Genomic DNA, 15,361 nt, shown 5'->3' with positions numbered 1-15,361 from the left:
CCACCAGTCATTCTATTACAACAATGTAATGCTATCGTCATCTCATTCGATAGTTCGTACACTTGATTACCTATACAATTAAGACAAGAAATAAAACAAAGGAGCGAACACATGATGAAAAAATTTTTAGAGGTTGTAGGTGCTGTATTTTTAGCTTTCGTAGATGGGAAAAAGGTTGCAATAGAATTGAATGAAACACCTGAACAACCACTTACCAAAAGAAAAGAATCACCAAAACAAATACAAGCATTAAAAGCTGTCCTACACACGTAAAAAACCCTTCACTTTTCTTTTCAAATGAAGGGTTTCTTTTCTATAGTGTAATACTTTCTCCAGCTTCTAATACTTTCCCTGTACAATTTTGTAGCTTTTCTACAAATTGATATGGATCTTGTTCAATAACTGGGAACGTATTGTAATGCATCGGTACAACAGTTTTCGCATTAATCCATTTTGCCGCTAGTACAGCATCTTCTGGTCCCATTGTGAAATTATCACCAATTGGTAAAAATGCTAGATCAACTTTATTTAATTCCCCAATTAACTTCATGTCAGAGAATAGTGCAGTATCTCCTGCGTGGTATACAGTTTTCTCTTCTGCTGTAAATAAAATACCTGCTGGCATACCTGTATATGTAATCGTCTTATTTTCTTCATCAATATAACTAGAGCCGTGGAATGCTTGTGTAAACTTCACTTTTCCGAAGTCAAATTCATGTGAACCACCAATATGCATCGGGTGTGTATTTACACCTTGCCAACTTAAAAATGTTGCTAATTCAAATGGCGCTACAACAACTGCATTATTTTTCTTCGCAAGCTCTACTGTATCTCCAACATGATCACCGTGTCCATGCGATAAAAGAATTGCATCCACTTTTACATCTTCAGCTTTTAAATCTGTTTTCGGATTACCTGTTAAAAACGGGTCAATTAAAATAACTTTTCCATTCGCCTCAATTTTCACAACTGAATGTCCATGATAAGATACTTTCATTATTACATTCCTCCCCTATTCACATTCTCACTTTTTATTCTACATGATTTTTGAATCCCCTGTCTTTTCTAACATCTATTTACTTGTCATAACGCTTTCTTCCGAGTTAAAGTTATATTTGTAATTAAATATCTCGGGGGTGCCAATCGATGAATGCTAGATTAGAAAATTTAATGCAATGGCTAAAAGAAAAAAACATAGAAGCTGCGTTCTTAACTTCTACACCGAACGTTTTCTACATGACAAACTTCCACTGTGAACCACATGAAAGATTACTTGGTATGTTTGTATTCCAAGAAAAAGAACCTATTTTAATTTGTCCTAAAATGGAAGAAGGTCAAGCTCGTAACGCTGGCTGGGCACATGAAATTATCGGATTCACTGACACTGATCGACCATGGGATATGATTGCAAAAGCAATTAAAGACCGCGGCATCAATGCAAATGCAGTTGCAATTGAAAAAGAACATTTAAACGTAGAACGCTACGAAGAATTAACAAAACTATTCCCAAATGCAGCTTTCAAATCAGCTGAAGAGAAAGTTCGTGAACTTCGTTTAATTAAAGATGAAAAAGAGCTTTCTATTTTACGCGAAGCAGCTAAAATGGCGGACTATGCTGTTGAAGTTGGTGTAAATGCAATTAAAGAAAACCGCAGCGAGCTAGAAGTATTAGCAATTATTGAACACGAATTAAAAACAAAAGGCATACATAAAATGTCATTTGATACGATGGTATTAGCAGGTGCGAACTCAGCTCTTCCACACGGTATTCCTGGCGCAAACAAAATGAAACGCGGCGATTTCGTACTATTTGATTTAGGCGTAATCATTGATGGTTATTGCTCTGATATTACACGTACAGTGGCATTCGGTGGGATTTCTGAAGAGCAAACTCGTATTTACAACACTGTACTTACTGGACAACTACAAGCAGTTGAAGCATGTAAACCAGGTGTTACACTTGGCGCAATCGACAATGCTGCTCGTTCTGTTATCGCAGATGCAGGTTACGGTGACTTCTTCCCGCACCGCCTTGGTCACGGACTTGGAATTAGCGTACACGAATATCCAGATGTAAAAGCTAGTAACGAGTCTCCATTAAAAGAAGGTATGGTCTTCACAATCGAGCCAGGTATTTACGTACCAAACGTAGGTGGCGTTCGTATTGAAGATGATATTTACATCACAAAAGACGGATCAGAAATTTTAACGAAGTTCCCGAAAGAATTACAATTTGTAAAATAAGAAAAAAGGCAGCTTGGTTGCTGCCTTTTTCTATTTCTCTACTATTTCAAATTTCTCTACAATCATTTTTGCTGGATAACTTTCAAGCATTTGAGAAGACCATAATTTTATTTTATCCCCTGTTTTTAATTGATTATATGCACGTTTATCCTTAAAGCTCAAAACTATATGTGATGGATACTCTTTATTCATTTGTTGTTCTATATAATTTTGTAACTCTATTTTTGTTTCAAACGTTTTATCACTGACGAAAAATACCGTGTCATTTCTTACTATGACATACCCTTCTTCAGGTACTTTTTTTACCTCTACTTGTTTTGTAGTGCACGCTGATAATATGATTAGAAATACATTTATAAACATTAATTTTTTCATATGCCTATTCATTTTTAACTCCTTACTCTAGGCTATTTCAAATTTAACACCATCTTCTCCTCATACTTATCATCCCATTTAATCACAACCTCTATCGGTTCATCTTTAGATAAAGGCGCACAACTTACACAAGATGATTTCATTTCAATCTTTGCTCCTTTATGACTTTCTGACGTTTGTGTCATTGTGCTAAAGGCTCCATTAATAGCAATCTCTAAATTTTTAAATTCTGTATTCCCATCTCCGCCTTTGTACTGAAACGTAAACACTCCATCTTCACTGTCGTCCTTAATATGGCCCTTATATTGTCCCGTCCAACTTTTGCTCTCGCTAGAAAAAGTAACATACCAAATCGAACAACTCCCTAAAAAGAAAATACTAATGAAAAAGAATAATGCTCTCTTCATCATGCCCCTCCATTCAAAAGCATTTATTTATTGTCTATTTCTTCCTCTTATTATACTGTCAAAATACAGAATTTTCTAAAATAGGAGGTTTATATGTTACAACAACAGTTAGAAGAAATTTGTAATAATAATTACGTAATCAATAATGTCCTCAATATCGATCCTTTAAGTTCCAGTATGCTGGAGCATATTGGGGATACTGATAGTTATTTAAGAGATAAACTTATCTACTCTACTTTTTATCACCTAATCAAGAAGGACTATATTTCACACACACACTTACAGAAACTATTATCAGAAAGCATCAGTGACAAATATTTATTGTATAAAATTCATTCGGATGACGAAGATGCGGTATTTACCCGCGCCTTTACAACATTATTAATTACACTCATTATTGATGCCGATACAAACCATAATTTCTTATCACAGGCTGATCTTTTACATGTAAAAGATCAATTAGTTCTATATATGAACAACGAGCATGATTTCCGCGGATATGTGCAAGACCACGGCTGGGCACATAGTATCGCTCACGCTTCTGATACATTTGAGGCGCTTATTCGTAGTCCTAAACTGGAAACTTTATATTACGAGGAAATATTACAAACTTTATTAAACAAAGTTTGCGTCCATTCTATTTACTACAAATATGAGGAAGATGAACGTCTCGTTTATCCGATTGTCGCAATGCTCCAAAGTGGTCTAAAAGAAGAAGTACTCATATTAGCCCTTCATGATTTAGTAGCTCAATTACCCGTCAAAAAACAAACATTACATATTGAATCGTACGAGTATCTATACGGAAATATAAAATCTTTCTTACGTAGCTTATTTTTCAGATTACGTACAATGTCTATATGTAAAGAAACTGAATGCGAAATTGAAAAATTGCTACAAGAACTTCGAAAATATTATTAAAAAAAGAAGGCCACTTAGAAAGTGCCTTCTTCTATTTCACTAATATTTAATTGAAATTTCACGATCCAAACTGAGAAAAGGTGGACAAGAAGCGCAAACGCCATACATGCTCCGCTTAAAAAAGTTAGTATAGGATGCGAATACACGTGCCCTAATCCATAGGATATCGCCACGAAAAACATTGTTATGTAAATATAAATTGCTCCATGTATTTGCCTCATATAAACCTCCTTTTCACATAGTATACCATAAATTTTCTGATTATTCACATTAATAGACTGTAATTAATATTTCTCAACTGTTACACCTCTTACAGCAGCCTTAATATACGGTGACCCTTGTAAACTTTGTAAATCCTCTGTTTTCCCTATTACGACTACACCGTATATTGGTAAGTCTTTTGGTTTGGTGTTTTTTTATTTCTTTATAGTTTATCCTAAAATATTCTCGATATCCCTCTTTATTTTCACTTAAAGATATCCAAATGCAGCTTTTATAAATTTTTTCATAATAAAAAGCACATCTATTTTGATGCGCTCTTCACATATATTCTAGTAAAATATGAATCATTTTTTTCAAACAAAGACTCCCACTCCTCTCTCCCCATACTACCGTTATGACTTAGTTGCCATAATAATTGAACGAGGATAAAACCCCAGCTTTTCATAAAACGATACAGCTTCATTTCCGTATACTACTGTTAATTCAATTTCATCTATCTTCTTTTCTTTAAACCATTCCACTGCACCATTCATTAATTTCAAACCAAATCCGTTTCTTCGGTATTTTTCATCGACAAATAAAACTTCAACCTTCCCGCTTACGCTTTTACTATACGCTATACAAAATCCTAATATATTATCTGTTTCTGATTCAATCAATAATTCAATTCTATATTCTCCGTACTTTGAGTTCTTTTTATAATTTTCAATACGTTCCTCAAATGTCATTCTTGGATAATCGCCAGAAAAATATTTTGATTTATTATTATGATATTCATGCAATTTATTTAAGGATTCTCTTATTATCTCTATTTCATCGAGAGTGATATATTTATTACTAATTTTCATCCTACAGCATCTCCAATAATATATATTCCAACAAAAAAGAAGACCATTTTACGGTTATAAAATAACAATCTATTATTTCATCGCTTCCTTCACAACATCTTGAATCATAACAACTTCTGTTTTCATATCAACAGATGGTGCTTCTTCATCAATACATTCATACCAAAACGCTAAATGCTTTTTATCAATTTCATGATGCGAATTTTCGACAAAAATACCACCTTTTCCTTGCACAGAATACCAATATAAGTACTCTTCTCCATCTCTTATTTCCCGGAAAATTGTCTCAACGTACATTTTTTCGTCGTTTAGTGTCAACAGCACTTCTTTCATATTGTCATTCAGAAGCTGCATCCATTCATCTACACGACGACTTTTACCTTGTTTCACTTTGAATCTCGTTAACTCCACATTCATTTTTATTCCCCCGTTTTCTTACGTACAAGCAATCTATATTCTATTGGATGATAAAAACTTAATTTACTAGCTAATTTTTGCGAAGGAATATTGTCTACATAACAATCCCAGCACGGTGTAATATTATTTTTCATACAATGTTCAATGAACCGCATTGCAACAGCTTGGGCTAATCCTTTCCCTTGATATGCTTCATGCGTTACAATATCAATTTCAGCAAATCCATTCCCGTTAAATATCGAAACACATTCCGCTACAATTATCCCATCTTGTTCTATACAGAATCCAAAGCCATTATTTAAAAACACTTTAGTTGATCCCCAATATTCTTTATAATATTCCTCTGTAAATTCATTGCTTTGTGCTATATCTTTTCTATCAATACGCTTCACTTCATATGTATTTATGTTACAATCTTGTTTTTTCTCTTCAAAGGCTATGCTTTGAAATTTCATTCACGGAATGTTCCGAAGTATATTACTAAATCGCCCTTCTATCATCATTTCCCACTCTTCACTTGAAGTAAAGAGTGTAAATCTCTTCTCTGTTTTTTCAATAGCCATTTTTAAATATGCAAATAAACTTTCGTTATACTTGTGATCATCCGTATCACCAAATAAATAATAGATACCGTTACCTGTAATAATTAATCCTGCTGTTAACTGCCCGTTTGTAAAAACTTCACCATCTATCATTTGATCACATACCGCATAAGCAAACGTCGCCGTTTTTGTATGACTTTCTAAAATCGGAAGGATTTTTCTATACTCGGCTACAGATAATTTTTTCATAATTGCTCCACTATAATTGTATCCGCCTCTATATTTTCAAAACAAAGATTTACCGTTCTCTTTAATGCTCTCGTTCTATGAATCGTACATGCTGGAATTAAAATAGAATCATTTGGCTTTAATACCGCTGTTTCTCCATCCTCAAAATCAATAAGTAATTCTCCCTCTAATACAATGAATAATTCATCCGAATTAGAATGATAGTGCCAATCATATTCACCAGTAAATACAGCGATTCGTAAGCAATGACTATTTACATTTGAAACGACGAAGTTTTTATGTTGATCTTGAATGTCCTTTGTTAATTCTATTAAGTTCACAGTTTCCATCTTTCGTCTCATCCTTTCATTATTCGTTCTTCTGAAAAACTAGCTTAGTCTCCACCACCTCCGCAATCTCCCCCACCATCACTTGAGCTGCTACAATCATTGCTACTGTAGTCACCGAATCCACTTGATGAACTTGAAGCATATGAAAATTTTTTTCTCATTTTTCTTTGCTTATCTTTCTTACTTTCATGACTAGGCCATACTGTAGCAAAGAGTATAACGAATAAGGCTAATTCTATTACGACAAGTGTAACTTCTAGAATGCTCTCAATAATATTGGGGGTTATCTCAAAACTGTACAACACTCCAAATGAATACATACACAAAATCACATACAGAGCCATACAAATATACCGAAATGTTTTCTCTATCATAATGACCACTTTTTTTGAAAGAGGTATGTTCTGTTCCTGTTTTTTCTTTATATACTTTTGTCTTTTAGCTTGCTTTTTCTTCCTCTTTTTGCTCCCCATTGAATCCCCTCTTTTTGTTATATAATTCTAAATTATCATAATGAAAATCAATTTACACCAATAAATAACAATTATTCACATGTTATTTCTCCATAAAAAAAGACCCTCCTCATAAAGGAAGGTCTTGAATTTGTCTCTATTATGATAAAGCAGGAGCTTTTTCAAGAAGCTCTTTCGCATCAGCGTATTGTAAGCCGTGCGCTTCTGCAACTGCTTCGAATGTTACATATCCGTCTAATGTGTTAATACCTTTTAATAATGCAGTGTTGCCTAGGCAAGCATCTTTGTAGCCTTTGTTCGCAATTTGCACTGCATATGGTACTGTTACGTTTGTTAATGCAAGAGTTGACGTACGTGGAACCGCACCTGGCATATTAGCAACTGCATAATGAACAACGCCGTGTTTTTCGTAAGTTGGGTTATCATGAGTTGTAATACGATCAGTTGTTTCGAAAATACCACCTTGGTCAATCGCGATATCTACAACGACAGAACCTGGTTCCATTGATTGAATCATTTCTTCAGTTACAAGTTTTGGCGCTTTTGCACCTGGAATTAATACTGCACCAATAACAAGGTCAGATTCTTTTACAGCTTCTGCAATGTTGTATGGATTAGACATTAATGTTTTTACTTGGTTACCGAAAATGTCATCTAGTTGACGAAGACGTTCTGCGCTTAAGTCGATGATTGTTACATCTGCACCTAAACCTACTGCAATCTTCGCTGCGTTTGTACCAGCTTGACCACCGCCGATAATTGTTACTTTGCCGCGTTTTACCCCTGGAACGCCTGCAAGTAAAATACCTTTACCGCCTTTGTTTTTCTCAAGGAATTGTGCACCGATTTGTGCAGACATACGACCTGCTACTTCACTCATAGGTGCAAGTAATGGTAATGAACGATTATCTAATTGTACTGTTTCGTATGCAATTGATACAACTTTGTTATCAATTAATGCTTTCGTTAATTCTGGTTCTGGAGCTAAGTGTAAGTATGTGAATAAAATTAAACCTTCGCGAAAATAGCCGTATTCACTTGCTACTGGCTCTTTTACCTTCATAACCATATCTTGATTCCATGCTTCTTCAGCAGTTTCAACAAGTTTCGCACCAGCTTGTACGTATTCTTCATCCGTAAAGCCAGACCCTAAACCTGCTCCTTTTTGAACAAAAACTTCATGACCATTTTGCACTAAATGTACTGCTCCCGCTGGCGTCATTGCCACGCGGTTTTCATTGTTTTTAATTTCTGTTGGAATACCGATACGCATTATTAGTTCCCCCTTGAGTTATGAAATGACCCCTGAATCATTTTTTAAAGCGCTTTCTACGCTCTTATATTTTAACATAATATCTCAATATTTGACAAAAAATAATATAAGTTTTCCGATAGATTTAATTTTATATTAAAGGACAGTATTATCCGCACCTATCAGCATAAAGGATAAACTGTCCAATCATTCGAATCTTCACTTTATTTTTCTCTATCGATGTCTATGAATAACATCTACTGCACCAGTTACTTCAATAATTGTACCGGTAATCATATCGGAATCTTCCTCACATAAAAACGAAATCGTTCTTGCGATATCTTCGCCTGTTCCAGATCTACCAATTGGTGTTTTACGTTCTTTCAACTGACGTGCTTCTTGAATTGTCGCTTCTTTCATTTCACCAATAATATCACCAGGGCATACCATATTTGCAGTAATTCCATATTCTGCTTCTTCGTAAGCAACAGTTTTCGTTAATGAAACAAGTCCTACTTTCGCTGCTGCAAAAGCTGAACGATAAATCCATCCCGGTGCACTATCTGCCCCTTGGAATCCGTAATTAATAATACGGCCAAAGTTCTGTTTTCTCATAACCGGAACGACAAGTTTCAACAAATGAAATACCGCTGTTAAATTACCCTGAATCATTTCATTCCATTCATCTTCTTCATAATCGACTAACTTTTTTCGTTCAAATACATATGGACCAGCATTATTAATTAAGAAATCAATTTTGCCAAAACGGCTTATCGCTTCTTCTACCATTTTATGTAAATCTTCCTTTTTCGTGACATCCGCTTGCACGAATTGTAGACGCTCTTCTACGTTTTTATATGTTTCTTTCATCGTTTCCATAGCCGTTATATCGCTATGATATGTTACTGTTACTGAATAGCCTTTAGCCAATAACTTTTCTGTTACTTGCTTTCCTAAACCTTTCGTACCGGCTGTAATGAGCGCATGTCTCACAAAACTGCCCCCTTTTAAATTGCTATACTTCATATGTAACAAGTTCTCGCTCCAATTACAACTAAAATGAATTGAAACAGAGTTTTCAAAATTCTGTAACGTTTCTGGCAAGCACGTTACCAAAATTTGTTTTATAATTAAGTTGTAAACAGTTATAAAACAGATTGGGAGGAATTTACTATGAATAATACATATACAAATATTTTAATCGCGGTGGATGGTTCTAAAGAAGCAGAAAAAGCCTTTAAAAAAGCAATTCAAGTCGCAAAGCGCAATAATGCAACATTAACAATTGCTCATATCGTTGATGTAAAAGCGTACTCAGCAGTAGAGGCTTATAGCCGTGCAATTGCTGAACGTGCAAATCTATTTGCAGAAGACTTATTAGAAGACTACAAAAAAACTGCGCTTGAAGCTGGTCTTGAAAAAATTGAAACTGTATTAGAATTTGGTAACCCTAAATCTAAAATTTCAAAAGAAATCGCTCCAAACCATAAAGTAGATTTAATTATGTGTGGCGCGACTGGTTTAAATGCTGTTGAGCGTTTCCTAATTGGTAGCGTCTCTGAACATATTATTCGCTATGCGAAATGCGATGTCCTTGTTGTTCGTGGTGATGAGGAACAAGGTGAGCTTTAATTTATAGATAAAACACCAAGTCCACATGGGCTTGGTGTTTTTCATTTCACATATTTTACTAGAAATACAAGACAAGCTATAACAACAACGGTAATTGCCAAGATATAAGGAGGTAGAAACTTCAAAGACCATAATGCCATCATAATCGTCGCAACCATTAAGTACGTTTGCTTTGCACCTTCTGTCATTTTTTTACGAAGAAAGAAAACATATAAATAACCAATTGGCGGCGTAATAAAGCAAAGAACGTATATGATTTTTGATTTTAAATACCACTTTTGTTCTCCAAGTTTCTTTATATCTCCTTCAAATCTCTTACTCTCTTGTTCTCTCGCTTCTTCTACAAGCTGGTCTTCCTCTTCTCCTCTCTTTTCTTTCATATAAGGAAGAAAGTGCATAAAAAAATAGTATGCAAATACGAACGCTCCAAATCCAATATTTAATCTTTCTAACGGAATATGCTCACTAAAAAAAGCAGCAGCAATTGCTAAAGAAAAGCAATACGTCGTCATCCAAAATGAACGTTTTCTCCTTTTCCGTTCCATTTCTTTTTTACCTTGTATATCTTTTCTTTTCGAAAGCCATATAGAAATAAAGCAATCTACTACAAATAGAGCAAAAATAAATATCGCAACGTGTACTGTTTCTAAATCCTCAAATGAAAAGATATTTGGGAATGCAACATGTAATACAACTAACGTATACAAAATTACCCCTATAAAATAAATACGCCTCATTTTCCATTCCTTTCTTATTTCCTAACATTACGTTAACATACATTTTTTAGAAATAGACGGACAAAATATATATGTTTAAAAAAGGAGGATGCTATATGGATGATTCTGAACGTATTATTTTAGATGTGAATGGAAAAGAAATTGAAATGTTAGAGACAATCCGTGAACATTTTAAAGAGACACACGGAATTGAACTAAGTAACGGTGCATTACTACGAGATTTAATGGATATTGAGTATATTCGAATTACGGAAGATCGACATAAGTATGATTAAAAGAAAAACGACTGCAGGCGAATGCCATCAGTCGTTTTCTTTCTTTATTTAAGCTCTTGATGCTTCCCGCCCATACCACCTTGCTCATTGCTATCTTGGTGTACAGTTAGTTTATTTGTTTTCGCATCTTTTAAAACTCTATATGTATATGATTCATTTGGTTCATCTTTAAACTGCACATTCATTCCATACGAATCCATTTTGCTATAAAAGGCCGGTTTTATGTATGCAATATCACTTTCTTTATATCCTTTATCTTGCAAATGCCACATCGTTGCGATAATCGCTTCTTCTCGCTTTTCTTTTTCACCAACATACATATATTTGTCCAAAAGAAACACTTTAGCATTTGCAATTAAACTAATTACCAGTACAATGATAAACACTATTTTTTTCATAGACTTCCCCTAAATTGTTATTTTTTACTACATTGTAACTTAAATGCTAGTAAAAAATAAAGTACGCCAGACTTTACTAGACTGGCGTACTTCCCAACTCAATTCTTAATAATTTCTTTCGTTAACCCCTTCGCCTTTTCCAAAGCGTTTTTGATTTGTTCAAACCCTGTCCCACCAGCACTATTACGACGCTTTACAGCCTCATATGGTGAAAGAACTTCATACAAATCTTCTTCAAATAACGAACTCATCTCTTTATACGTTGCAAGTGGGACATCTACTAAATAAATTCCGTTTTGTGTGCAGTGTAGCACTAGCTTCCCAACAATTTCATGAGCTTGACGGAATGGTAGTCCTTTACTTGCTAAGTAGTCGGCAATTTCTGTTGCGTTGGAGAAATCTTGCGTCACAGCTTGCCCCATTTTTTCTTTGTTTACAGTCATCGTTTCAAGCATGCCCGCCATAATATGAAGGCAACCTTCTACTGTTTTAACTGTATCAAACATTCCTTCTTTATCTTCTTGTAAGTCTTTATTGTAAGCGAGTGGTAATCCTTTCATGACTGTAAGTAAACTAAATAAATTACCGTATACTCTGCCTGTTTTACCGCGGATTAGTTCCGCCATATCAGGATTTTTCTTTTGCGGCATAATGCTACTTCCCGTTGCGTATTGATCGCTCATTTCAATAAATTGAAACTCTTGGCTACTCCATAAAATAAGTTCTTCGCAAAAGCGTGATAAGTGCATCATGAGCATAGATGAGTTACTTAGGAACTCCAGTATGAAATCACGATCGCTTACTGCATCTAAACTATTTTCATAGATTCCATTAAATCCAAGAAGCTCCGCACTATATTCTCTGTCAATCGGGAATGTTGTCCCTGCTAACGCTCCTGCCCCTAACGGCGAAATGTTAATACGCTTTAACGAATCTTCATAACGACTCACATCACGCTCTAACATCCAAAAATAAGCGAGAATATGATGAGCAAATGAAATCGGCTGCGCACGCTGCAAATGCGTATAGCCAGGCATAATCGTTTCAATATTATTTTCTGCTTGATGAACAAGAACCGTCTGCAATTGTTTTGTAGCTTTTATAATATGTTCTACTTTTTCTTTTAAATATAAGTGCATATCTGTCGCTACTTGATCATTACGGCTTCGGCCAGTATGAAGTTTCCCTCCCACTTCACCGATTTTTTCAATTAACATCTTTTCGATATTTAAATGAATGTCTTCCGCTTCAACTGAAAAATGCAATTTATTTTGTTTCGCTTCTTCTAATAAATATTGAAGACCTATCTTTATTTTCTCGGCTTCCTCTTTCGTAACGATGCCTTGCTTTGCTAGCATCGTTACGTGTGCAATACTTCCGTTTATATCTTGATTTACTAATTGTTGATCGAAGGAGATGGATGCTCCGAACTCTTCAACCCATGCTTCCGCTTCTTCTGTAAAACGTCCGCCCCAAAGTTTGCTCACGCTTCCACCTTCTTTTGATTCACTTGGCTGTATACTTTCGTCGGTAAACCGAATAATGAAATGAATCCAACTGCTGCATCATGATTAAATTCATCTTGAGCAGTATATGTTGCTAATTTTTCATCGTATAAAGAGTATTCAGATTTACGTCCTTCTACAATCGCATGACCTTTAAATAATTTCACACGCACTGTACCTGTTACATTCTTTTGCGTTTCTTGTAAAAATGCATGAAGCGCTTGTTTTAAAGGCGAGAACCATAAACCATTATAAATAAGTTCTGTTATTTTCTGTTCAATCACTGGTTTAAAATGCGCTACTTCTTTTACGTGTGTTAAATCTTCCAACTCTTTATGCGCAGTAATTAACGTCATTGCTGCTGGGCATTCGTATACTTCACGAGATTTAATACCGACAAGACGATTTTCTACGTGATCAATACGTCCAACGCCATGTTTTCCAGCAAGTGCATTTAGCGTTTTAATTAATTCTGCAAGTGAATATGCAGTACCATTTAAAGTCGTCGGTACGCCTGCTTCAAATCCGATTTCTACAAACTCTGGTTTATTCGGTGTATCTTCTAATGCCAGTGTCATCTCATATGCATCTTCTGGCGGTGCTGCCCATGGATCTTCTAAAATTCCACATTCGTTGCTGCGTCCCCATAAGTTTTGATCGATTGAAAATGGGCTATCTAAATTAATCGGAATTGGTACATCGTTTTCTTTTGCATAGGCAATTTCTTCTTCACGTGACCACTTCCATTCACGTACAGGTGCAATCACTTCTAAGTAAGGATTTAATGCTTGAATAGAAACTTCAAAACGAACTTGATCATTTCCTTTCCCTGTACATCCATGTGCAACTGCAGTCGCTCCTTCTTGCTCTGCAATTTCTACTAATTTCTTCGCGATAAGTGGGCGTGATAGCGCCGAAACAAGAGGATATTTCCCTTCGTATAATGTGTGTGCTTGCATCGCCATCAATGCATATTCGTTTGCAAATTCTTCTTGAACATCAATCATATATGATTTAATTGCACCTACTGAAAGTGCCTTTTCTTTTACAAATGCTAAGTCTTTGCCTTCCCCTAAGTCTAAACAAAGCGCGATAATATCATAATCCTTCTCTTGTAACCATTTAATTGCAACGGAAGTATCAAGACCTCCGGAATATGCTAATACAACTTTTTTCTTCTCCATTTTGCATCCCCCTAAAGAATAAATATTCATTTTCTTTTATAATAATTCACACTTTAACACCTTTTACAAAATGTATCAAGAGTCATTTTCAAATTTTTTCAAACAATTTCGTCGAACTTCTTTCTGTTTTTATGTACAATATAAGCAGGAAAACGGGGGTGAACTTATGGAAAAGTATTTCTTTTACGATGAACATCTCGGCATTGAAATTCCGCATTTACAAGAAGATTGGGAAGATATCCCCGAAAAAATGCAACACGCTATTTTATTAAAATGGGAACAAGTTCGCGGGAAAATTCCTGATCGTATAAAAGAACTTGAGCACTATATTAATACAAAACAACATTATTTAAATAACGAAGAAGACTTCGAAGTTTCTTGTAAACTAAATTCAGAAATTGCCGATCTTGCTTCCATCATTAATGACCTTTGGCTTTGGTATCGACTCACTCAAAATGTATCTGAGGGGAAAGCACACCAATGAAAAAAGCATGCCCCTCAATTACTTTGGGTCATGCTTTTTTTGTCGTAACATGATTTACAATATATTTCTTGTGCTGTTTTCGCCAAACATACATCGAATGGACCAACTAATATACTTCTTTCTTTCGGCAACTTTACAAAAGCGACGAGTTCTTCTTCATATTGAATTTTTTTCTGACATGAAATACATATTAATTCTTTTCTTTTGAACATTTCTTTTAGCATACCTTCACTCCCCCATCATCTATCTATATTAATATACTCTCATAACAGTTAAGACTTGTAAAAAAATGACACATTCCGAATCGAATGATTCATATACTATGTACAAAAGGAGGTCTAAAGCTTATGCGTGCTTTCGTTATTATCGCTTTAACTTTTTTAGGTGTGATTAGTTGGGATGCGTTTTTTAAAGATAAAAGTGATGAAAAGAATACAACGGAATAAAACCTTTTTTTTCTTACTTATTGGACAAACCGTTACAAACTGTCCAATAAGTAAGAAATAACTTAGGCTTTTCTACAAAAATATTTAAACATAACATTTTTTGTAGATTCCCTCCGTTTATTGTCGGTTTCCATCCGCATACATTTTTTAAAAGTATGATATAATAGTATAAATCTTGAAGGAAGGGATTTTGATATCATGATCGCTCGAAGGAGCATGTGGCATCGTATTGACGAATCATACACGTAGCGTATTTTTCAGCTCAGATACTTTAGTCTAGCGAAAAAAATACGAGAGTGGGGAAATTATGATTGCCCGAAGGATAATTTGGCAAAAAAAAGACTCTTCTTACACATAGCGTTTTGTTTAGGACTTAATTGTTACTAGCTAAACAAAACAAAGAAGAGCAGGATTGCTAAAT

At 34.9% G+C, this 15,361-nt stretch carries 21 protein-coding genes and 2 pseudogenes; 6 read left to right on the top strand and 17 right to left on the bottom strand.

The annotated features are described in order from the left end of the window. The first annotated feature begins 111 nt into the window (after positions 1-111). Positions 112-273 carry a hypothetical protein gene (locus CGQ22_RS31790; protein WP_061884660.1) on the top strand — a complete coding sequence of 54 codons (162 nt, stop codon included), beginning with the start codon at positions 112-114 and terminating at the stop codon, positions 271-273. 40 nt (positions 274-313) lie between these two features. On the opposite strand, the gene CGQ22_RS01495 is transcribed toward CGQ22_RS31790, so the two are convergent. After that, positions 314-997 carry a metal-dependent hydrolase gene (locus tag CGQ22_RS01495; RefSeq protein WP_000868924.1) on the bottom strand — a complete coding sequence of 228 codons (684 nt, stop codon included), beginning with the start codon at positions 995-997 and terminating at the stop codon, positions 314-316. A gap of 149 nt (positions 998-1,146) precedes the next feature. Between CGQ22_RS01495 and pepQ the strand changes: the two genes are divergently transcribed. Beyond that, positions 1,147-2,244 carry a Xaa-Pro dipeptidase gene (gene pepQ / locus CGQ22_RS01490; RefSeq protein WP_089148228.1) on the top strand — a complete coding sequence of 366 codons (1,098 nt, stop codon included), beginning with the start codon at positions 1,147-1,149 and terminating at the stop codon, positions 2,242-2,244. 30 nt (positions 2,245-2,274) lie between these two features. Here the strand turns inward: pepQ and CGQ22_RS01485 are convergent, their stop codons facing one another. Together CGQ22_RS01485 and CGQ22_RS01480 are read right to left on the bottom strand one after the other, a co-directional pair. Next, entirely contained in the window at positions 2,275-2,631 is a 357-nt protein-coding gene (locus tag CGQ22_RS01485) for a DUF3221 domain-containing protein (RefSeq protein WP_001079381.1), read from the bottom strand. Positions 2,632-2,651: 20 nt separating this feature from the next. Continuing rightward, positions 2,652-3,026 (bottom strand): hypothetical protein, encoded by a 375-nt coding sequence (locus CGQ22_RS01480; protein ID WP_000816729.1) that lies wholly within the window; start codon positions 3,024-3,026, stop codon positions 2,652-2,654. A gap of 93 nt (positions 3,027-3,119) precedes the next feature. Between CGQ22_RS01480 and CGQ22_RS01475 the strand changes: the two genes are divergently transcribed. Continuing rightward, entirely contained in the window at positions 3,120-3,947 is an 828-nt protein-coding gene (locus CGQ22_RS01475) for a DUF2785 domain-containing protein (protein ID WP_000941450.1), read from the top strand. A gap of 14 nt (positions 3,948-3,961) precedes the next feature. Here the strand turns inward: CGQ22_RS01475 and CGQ22_RS01470 are convergent, their stop codons facing one another. From CGQ22_RS01470 to CGQ22_RS01430, 9 genes and pseudogenes are all read right to left on the bottom strand, one after another. Beyond that, on the bottom strand, positions 3,962-4,168 hold the full coding sequence (locus tag CGQ22_RS01470) for a hypothetical protein (RefSeq protein WP_001248905.1): 207 nt from the start codon (positions 4,166-4,168) through the stop codon (positions 3,962-3,964). Positions 4,169-4,231: 63 nt separating this feature from the next. Further along, positions 4,232-4,424 (bottom strand): annotated as a pseudogene (locus CGQ22_RS01465) (anti sigma factor C-terminal domain-containing protein); the annotation flags it as partial. 137 nt (positions 4,425-4,561) lie between these two features. After that, the gene (locus CGQ22_RS01460; protein ID WP_000703676.1) at positions 4,562-5,017 is read right to left on the bottom strand and encodes a GNAT family N-acetyltransferase; all 456 of its coding nucleotides are present in this window, start codon (positions 5,015-5,017) and stop codon (positions 4,562-4,564) included. A 72-nt stretch (positions 5,018-5,089) separates the two neighbouring features. Further along, entirely contained in the window at positions 5,090-5,434 is a 345-nt protein-coding gene (locus CGQ22_RS01455; RefSeq protein WP_001100236.1) for a DUF6176 family protein, read from the bottom strand. Positions 5,435-5,436: 2 nt separating this feature from the next. Further along, a pseudogene (locus CGQ22_RS01450) lies at positions 5,437-6,225 on the bottom strand (GNAT family N-acetyltransferase). After that, complete coding sequence (locus CGQ22_RS01445) at positions 6,222-6,554, bottom strand: cupin domain-containing protein (RefSeq protein WP_000450939.1); 333 nt, start codon at positions 6,552-6,554, stop codon at positions 6,222-6,224. The pseudogene CGQ22_RS01450 and the gene CGQ22_RS01445 overlap by 4 nt, the downstream one beginning before the upstream one ends. Positions 6,555-6,598: 44 nt before the next feature. Continuing rightward, positions 6,599-7,027 carry a hypothetical protein gene (locus CGQ22_RS01440; protein WP_089148227.1) on the bottom strand — a complete coding sequence of 143 codons (429 nt, stop codon included), beginning with the start codon at positions 7,025-7,027 and terminating at the stop codon, positions 6,599-6,601. A gap of 139 nt (positions 7,028-7,166) precedes the next feature. After that, positions 7,167-8,300 (bottom strand): alanine dehydrogenase, encoded by a 1,134-nt coding sequence (gene ald, locus CGQ22_RS01435; protein ID WP_001219405.1) that lies wholly within the window; start codon positions 8,298-8,300, stop codon positions 7,167-7,169. Between the two features lie 213 nt (positions 8,301-8,513). Beyond that, positions 8,514-9,305, bottom strand: coding sequence for an SDR family oxidoreductase (locus tag CGQ22_RS01430; protein ID WP_033703588.1), 792 nt, complete (start codon positions 9,303-9,305; stop codon positions 8,514-8,516). A 147-nt stretch (positions 9,306-9,452) separates the two neighbouring features. Here CGQ22_RS01430 and CGQ22_RS01425 point away from each other — a divergent pair, with 147 nt between their 5' ends. Further along, positions 9,453-9,911 carry a universal stress protein gene (locus tag CGQ22_RS01425; RefSeq protein ID WP_001066673.1) on the top strand — a complete coding sequence of 153 codons (459 nt, stop codon included), beginning with the start codon at positions 9,453-9,455 and terminating at the stop codon, positions 9,909-9,911. Between the two features lie 41 nt (positions 9,912-9,952). Here the strand turns inward: CGQ22_RS01425 and CGQ22_RS01420 are convergent, their stop codons facing one another. After that, the gene (locus CGQ22_RS01420; RefSeq protein ID WP_002164201.1) at positions 9,953-10,648 is read right to left on the bottom strand and encodes a hypothetical protein; all 696 of its coding nucleotides are present in this window, start codon (positions 10,646-10,648) and stop codon (positions 9,953-9,955) included. A 95-nt stretch (positions 10,649-10,743) separates the two neighbouring features. Here CGQ22_RS01420 and CGQ22_RS01415 point away from each other — a divergent pair, with 95 nt between their 5' ends. Next, positions 10,744-10,923 carry a hypothetical protein gene (locus tag CGQ22_RS01415; protein WP_000342763.1) on the top strand — a complete coding sequence of 60 codons (180 nt, stop codon included), beginning with the start codon at positions 10,744-10,746 and terminating at the stop codon, positions 10,921-10,923. A gap of 44 nt (positions 10,924-10,967) precedes the next feature. Here CGQ22_RS01415 and CGQ22_RS01410 read toward each other — a convergent pair whose 3' ends face one another. The 3 genes from CGQ22_RS01410 to CGQ22_RS01400 all read right to left on the bottom strand — a co-directional run bounded on the left by CGQ22_RS01410 (position 10,968) and on the right by CGQ22_RS01400 (position 14,010). Next, entirely contained in the window at positions 10,968-11,321 is a 354-nt protein-coding gene (locus CGQ22_RS01410; RefSeq protein WP_000724673.1) for a DUF3139 domain-containing protein, read from the bottom strand. Positions 11,322-11,419: 98 nt separating this feature from the next. Next, the gene (gene argH, locus CGQ22_RS01405) at positions 11,420-12,808 is read right to left on the bottom strand and encodes an argininosuccinate lyase (RefSeq protein WP_000041263.1); all 1,389 of its coding nucleotides are present in this window, start codon (positions 12,806-12,808) and stop codon (positions 11,420-11,422) included. After that, the gene (locus CGQ22_RS01400) at positions 12,805-14,010 is read right to left on the bottom strand and encodes an argininosuccinate synthase (RefSeq protein WP_000412307.1); all 1,206 of its coding nucleotides are present in this window, start codon (positions 14,008-14,010) and stop codon (positions 12,805-12,807) included. The genes argH and CGQ22_RS01400 overlap by 4 nt, the downstream gene beginning before the upstream one ends. A 166-nt stretch (positions 14,011-14,176) precedes the next feature. Between CGQ22_RS01400 and CGQ22_RS01395 the strand changes: the two genes are divergently transcribed. Beyond that, positions 14,177-14,494, top strand: coding sequence for a hypothetical protein (locus CGQ22_RS01395; protein ID WP_000417120.1), 318 nt, complete (start codon positions 14,177-14,179; stop codon positions 14,492-14,494). Between the two features lie 14 nt (positions 14,495-14,508). Here CGQ22_RS01395 and CGQ22_RS01390 read toward each other — a convergent pair whose 3' ends face one another. After that, positions 14,509-14,718 (bottom strand): hypothetical protein, encoded by a 210-nt coding sequence (locus tag CGQ22_RS01390; RefSeq protein WP_000910674.1) that lies wholly within the window; start codon positions 14,716-14,718, stop codon positions 14,509-14,511. Positions 14,719-15,361 lie beyond the last annotated feature (643 nt).

This window comes from Bacillus sp. M13(2017) (assembly GCF_002218325.1).
In the GTDB taxonomy this organism is placed as follows: domain Bacteria; phylum Bacillota; class Bacilli; order Bacillales; family Bacillaceae_G; genus Bacillus_A; species Bacillus_A thuringiensis_K.
Note: the sequence above shows the minus strand (reverse complement) of the source record. Positions and strands in the feature narration are given on the sequence as shown.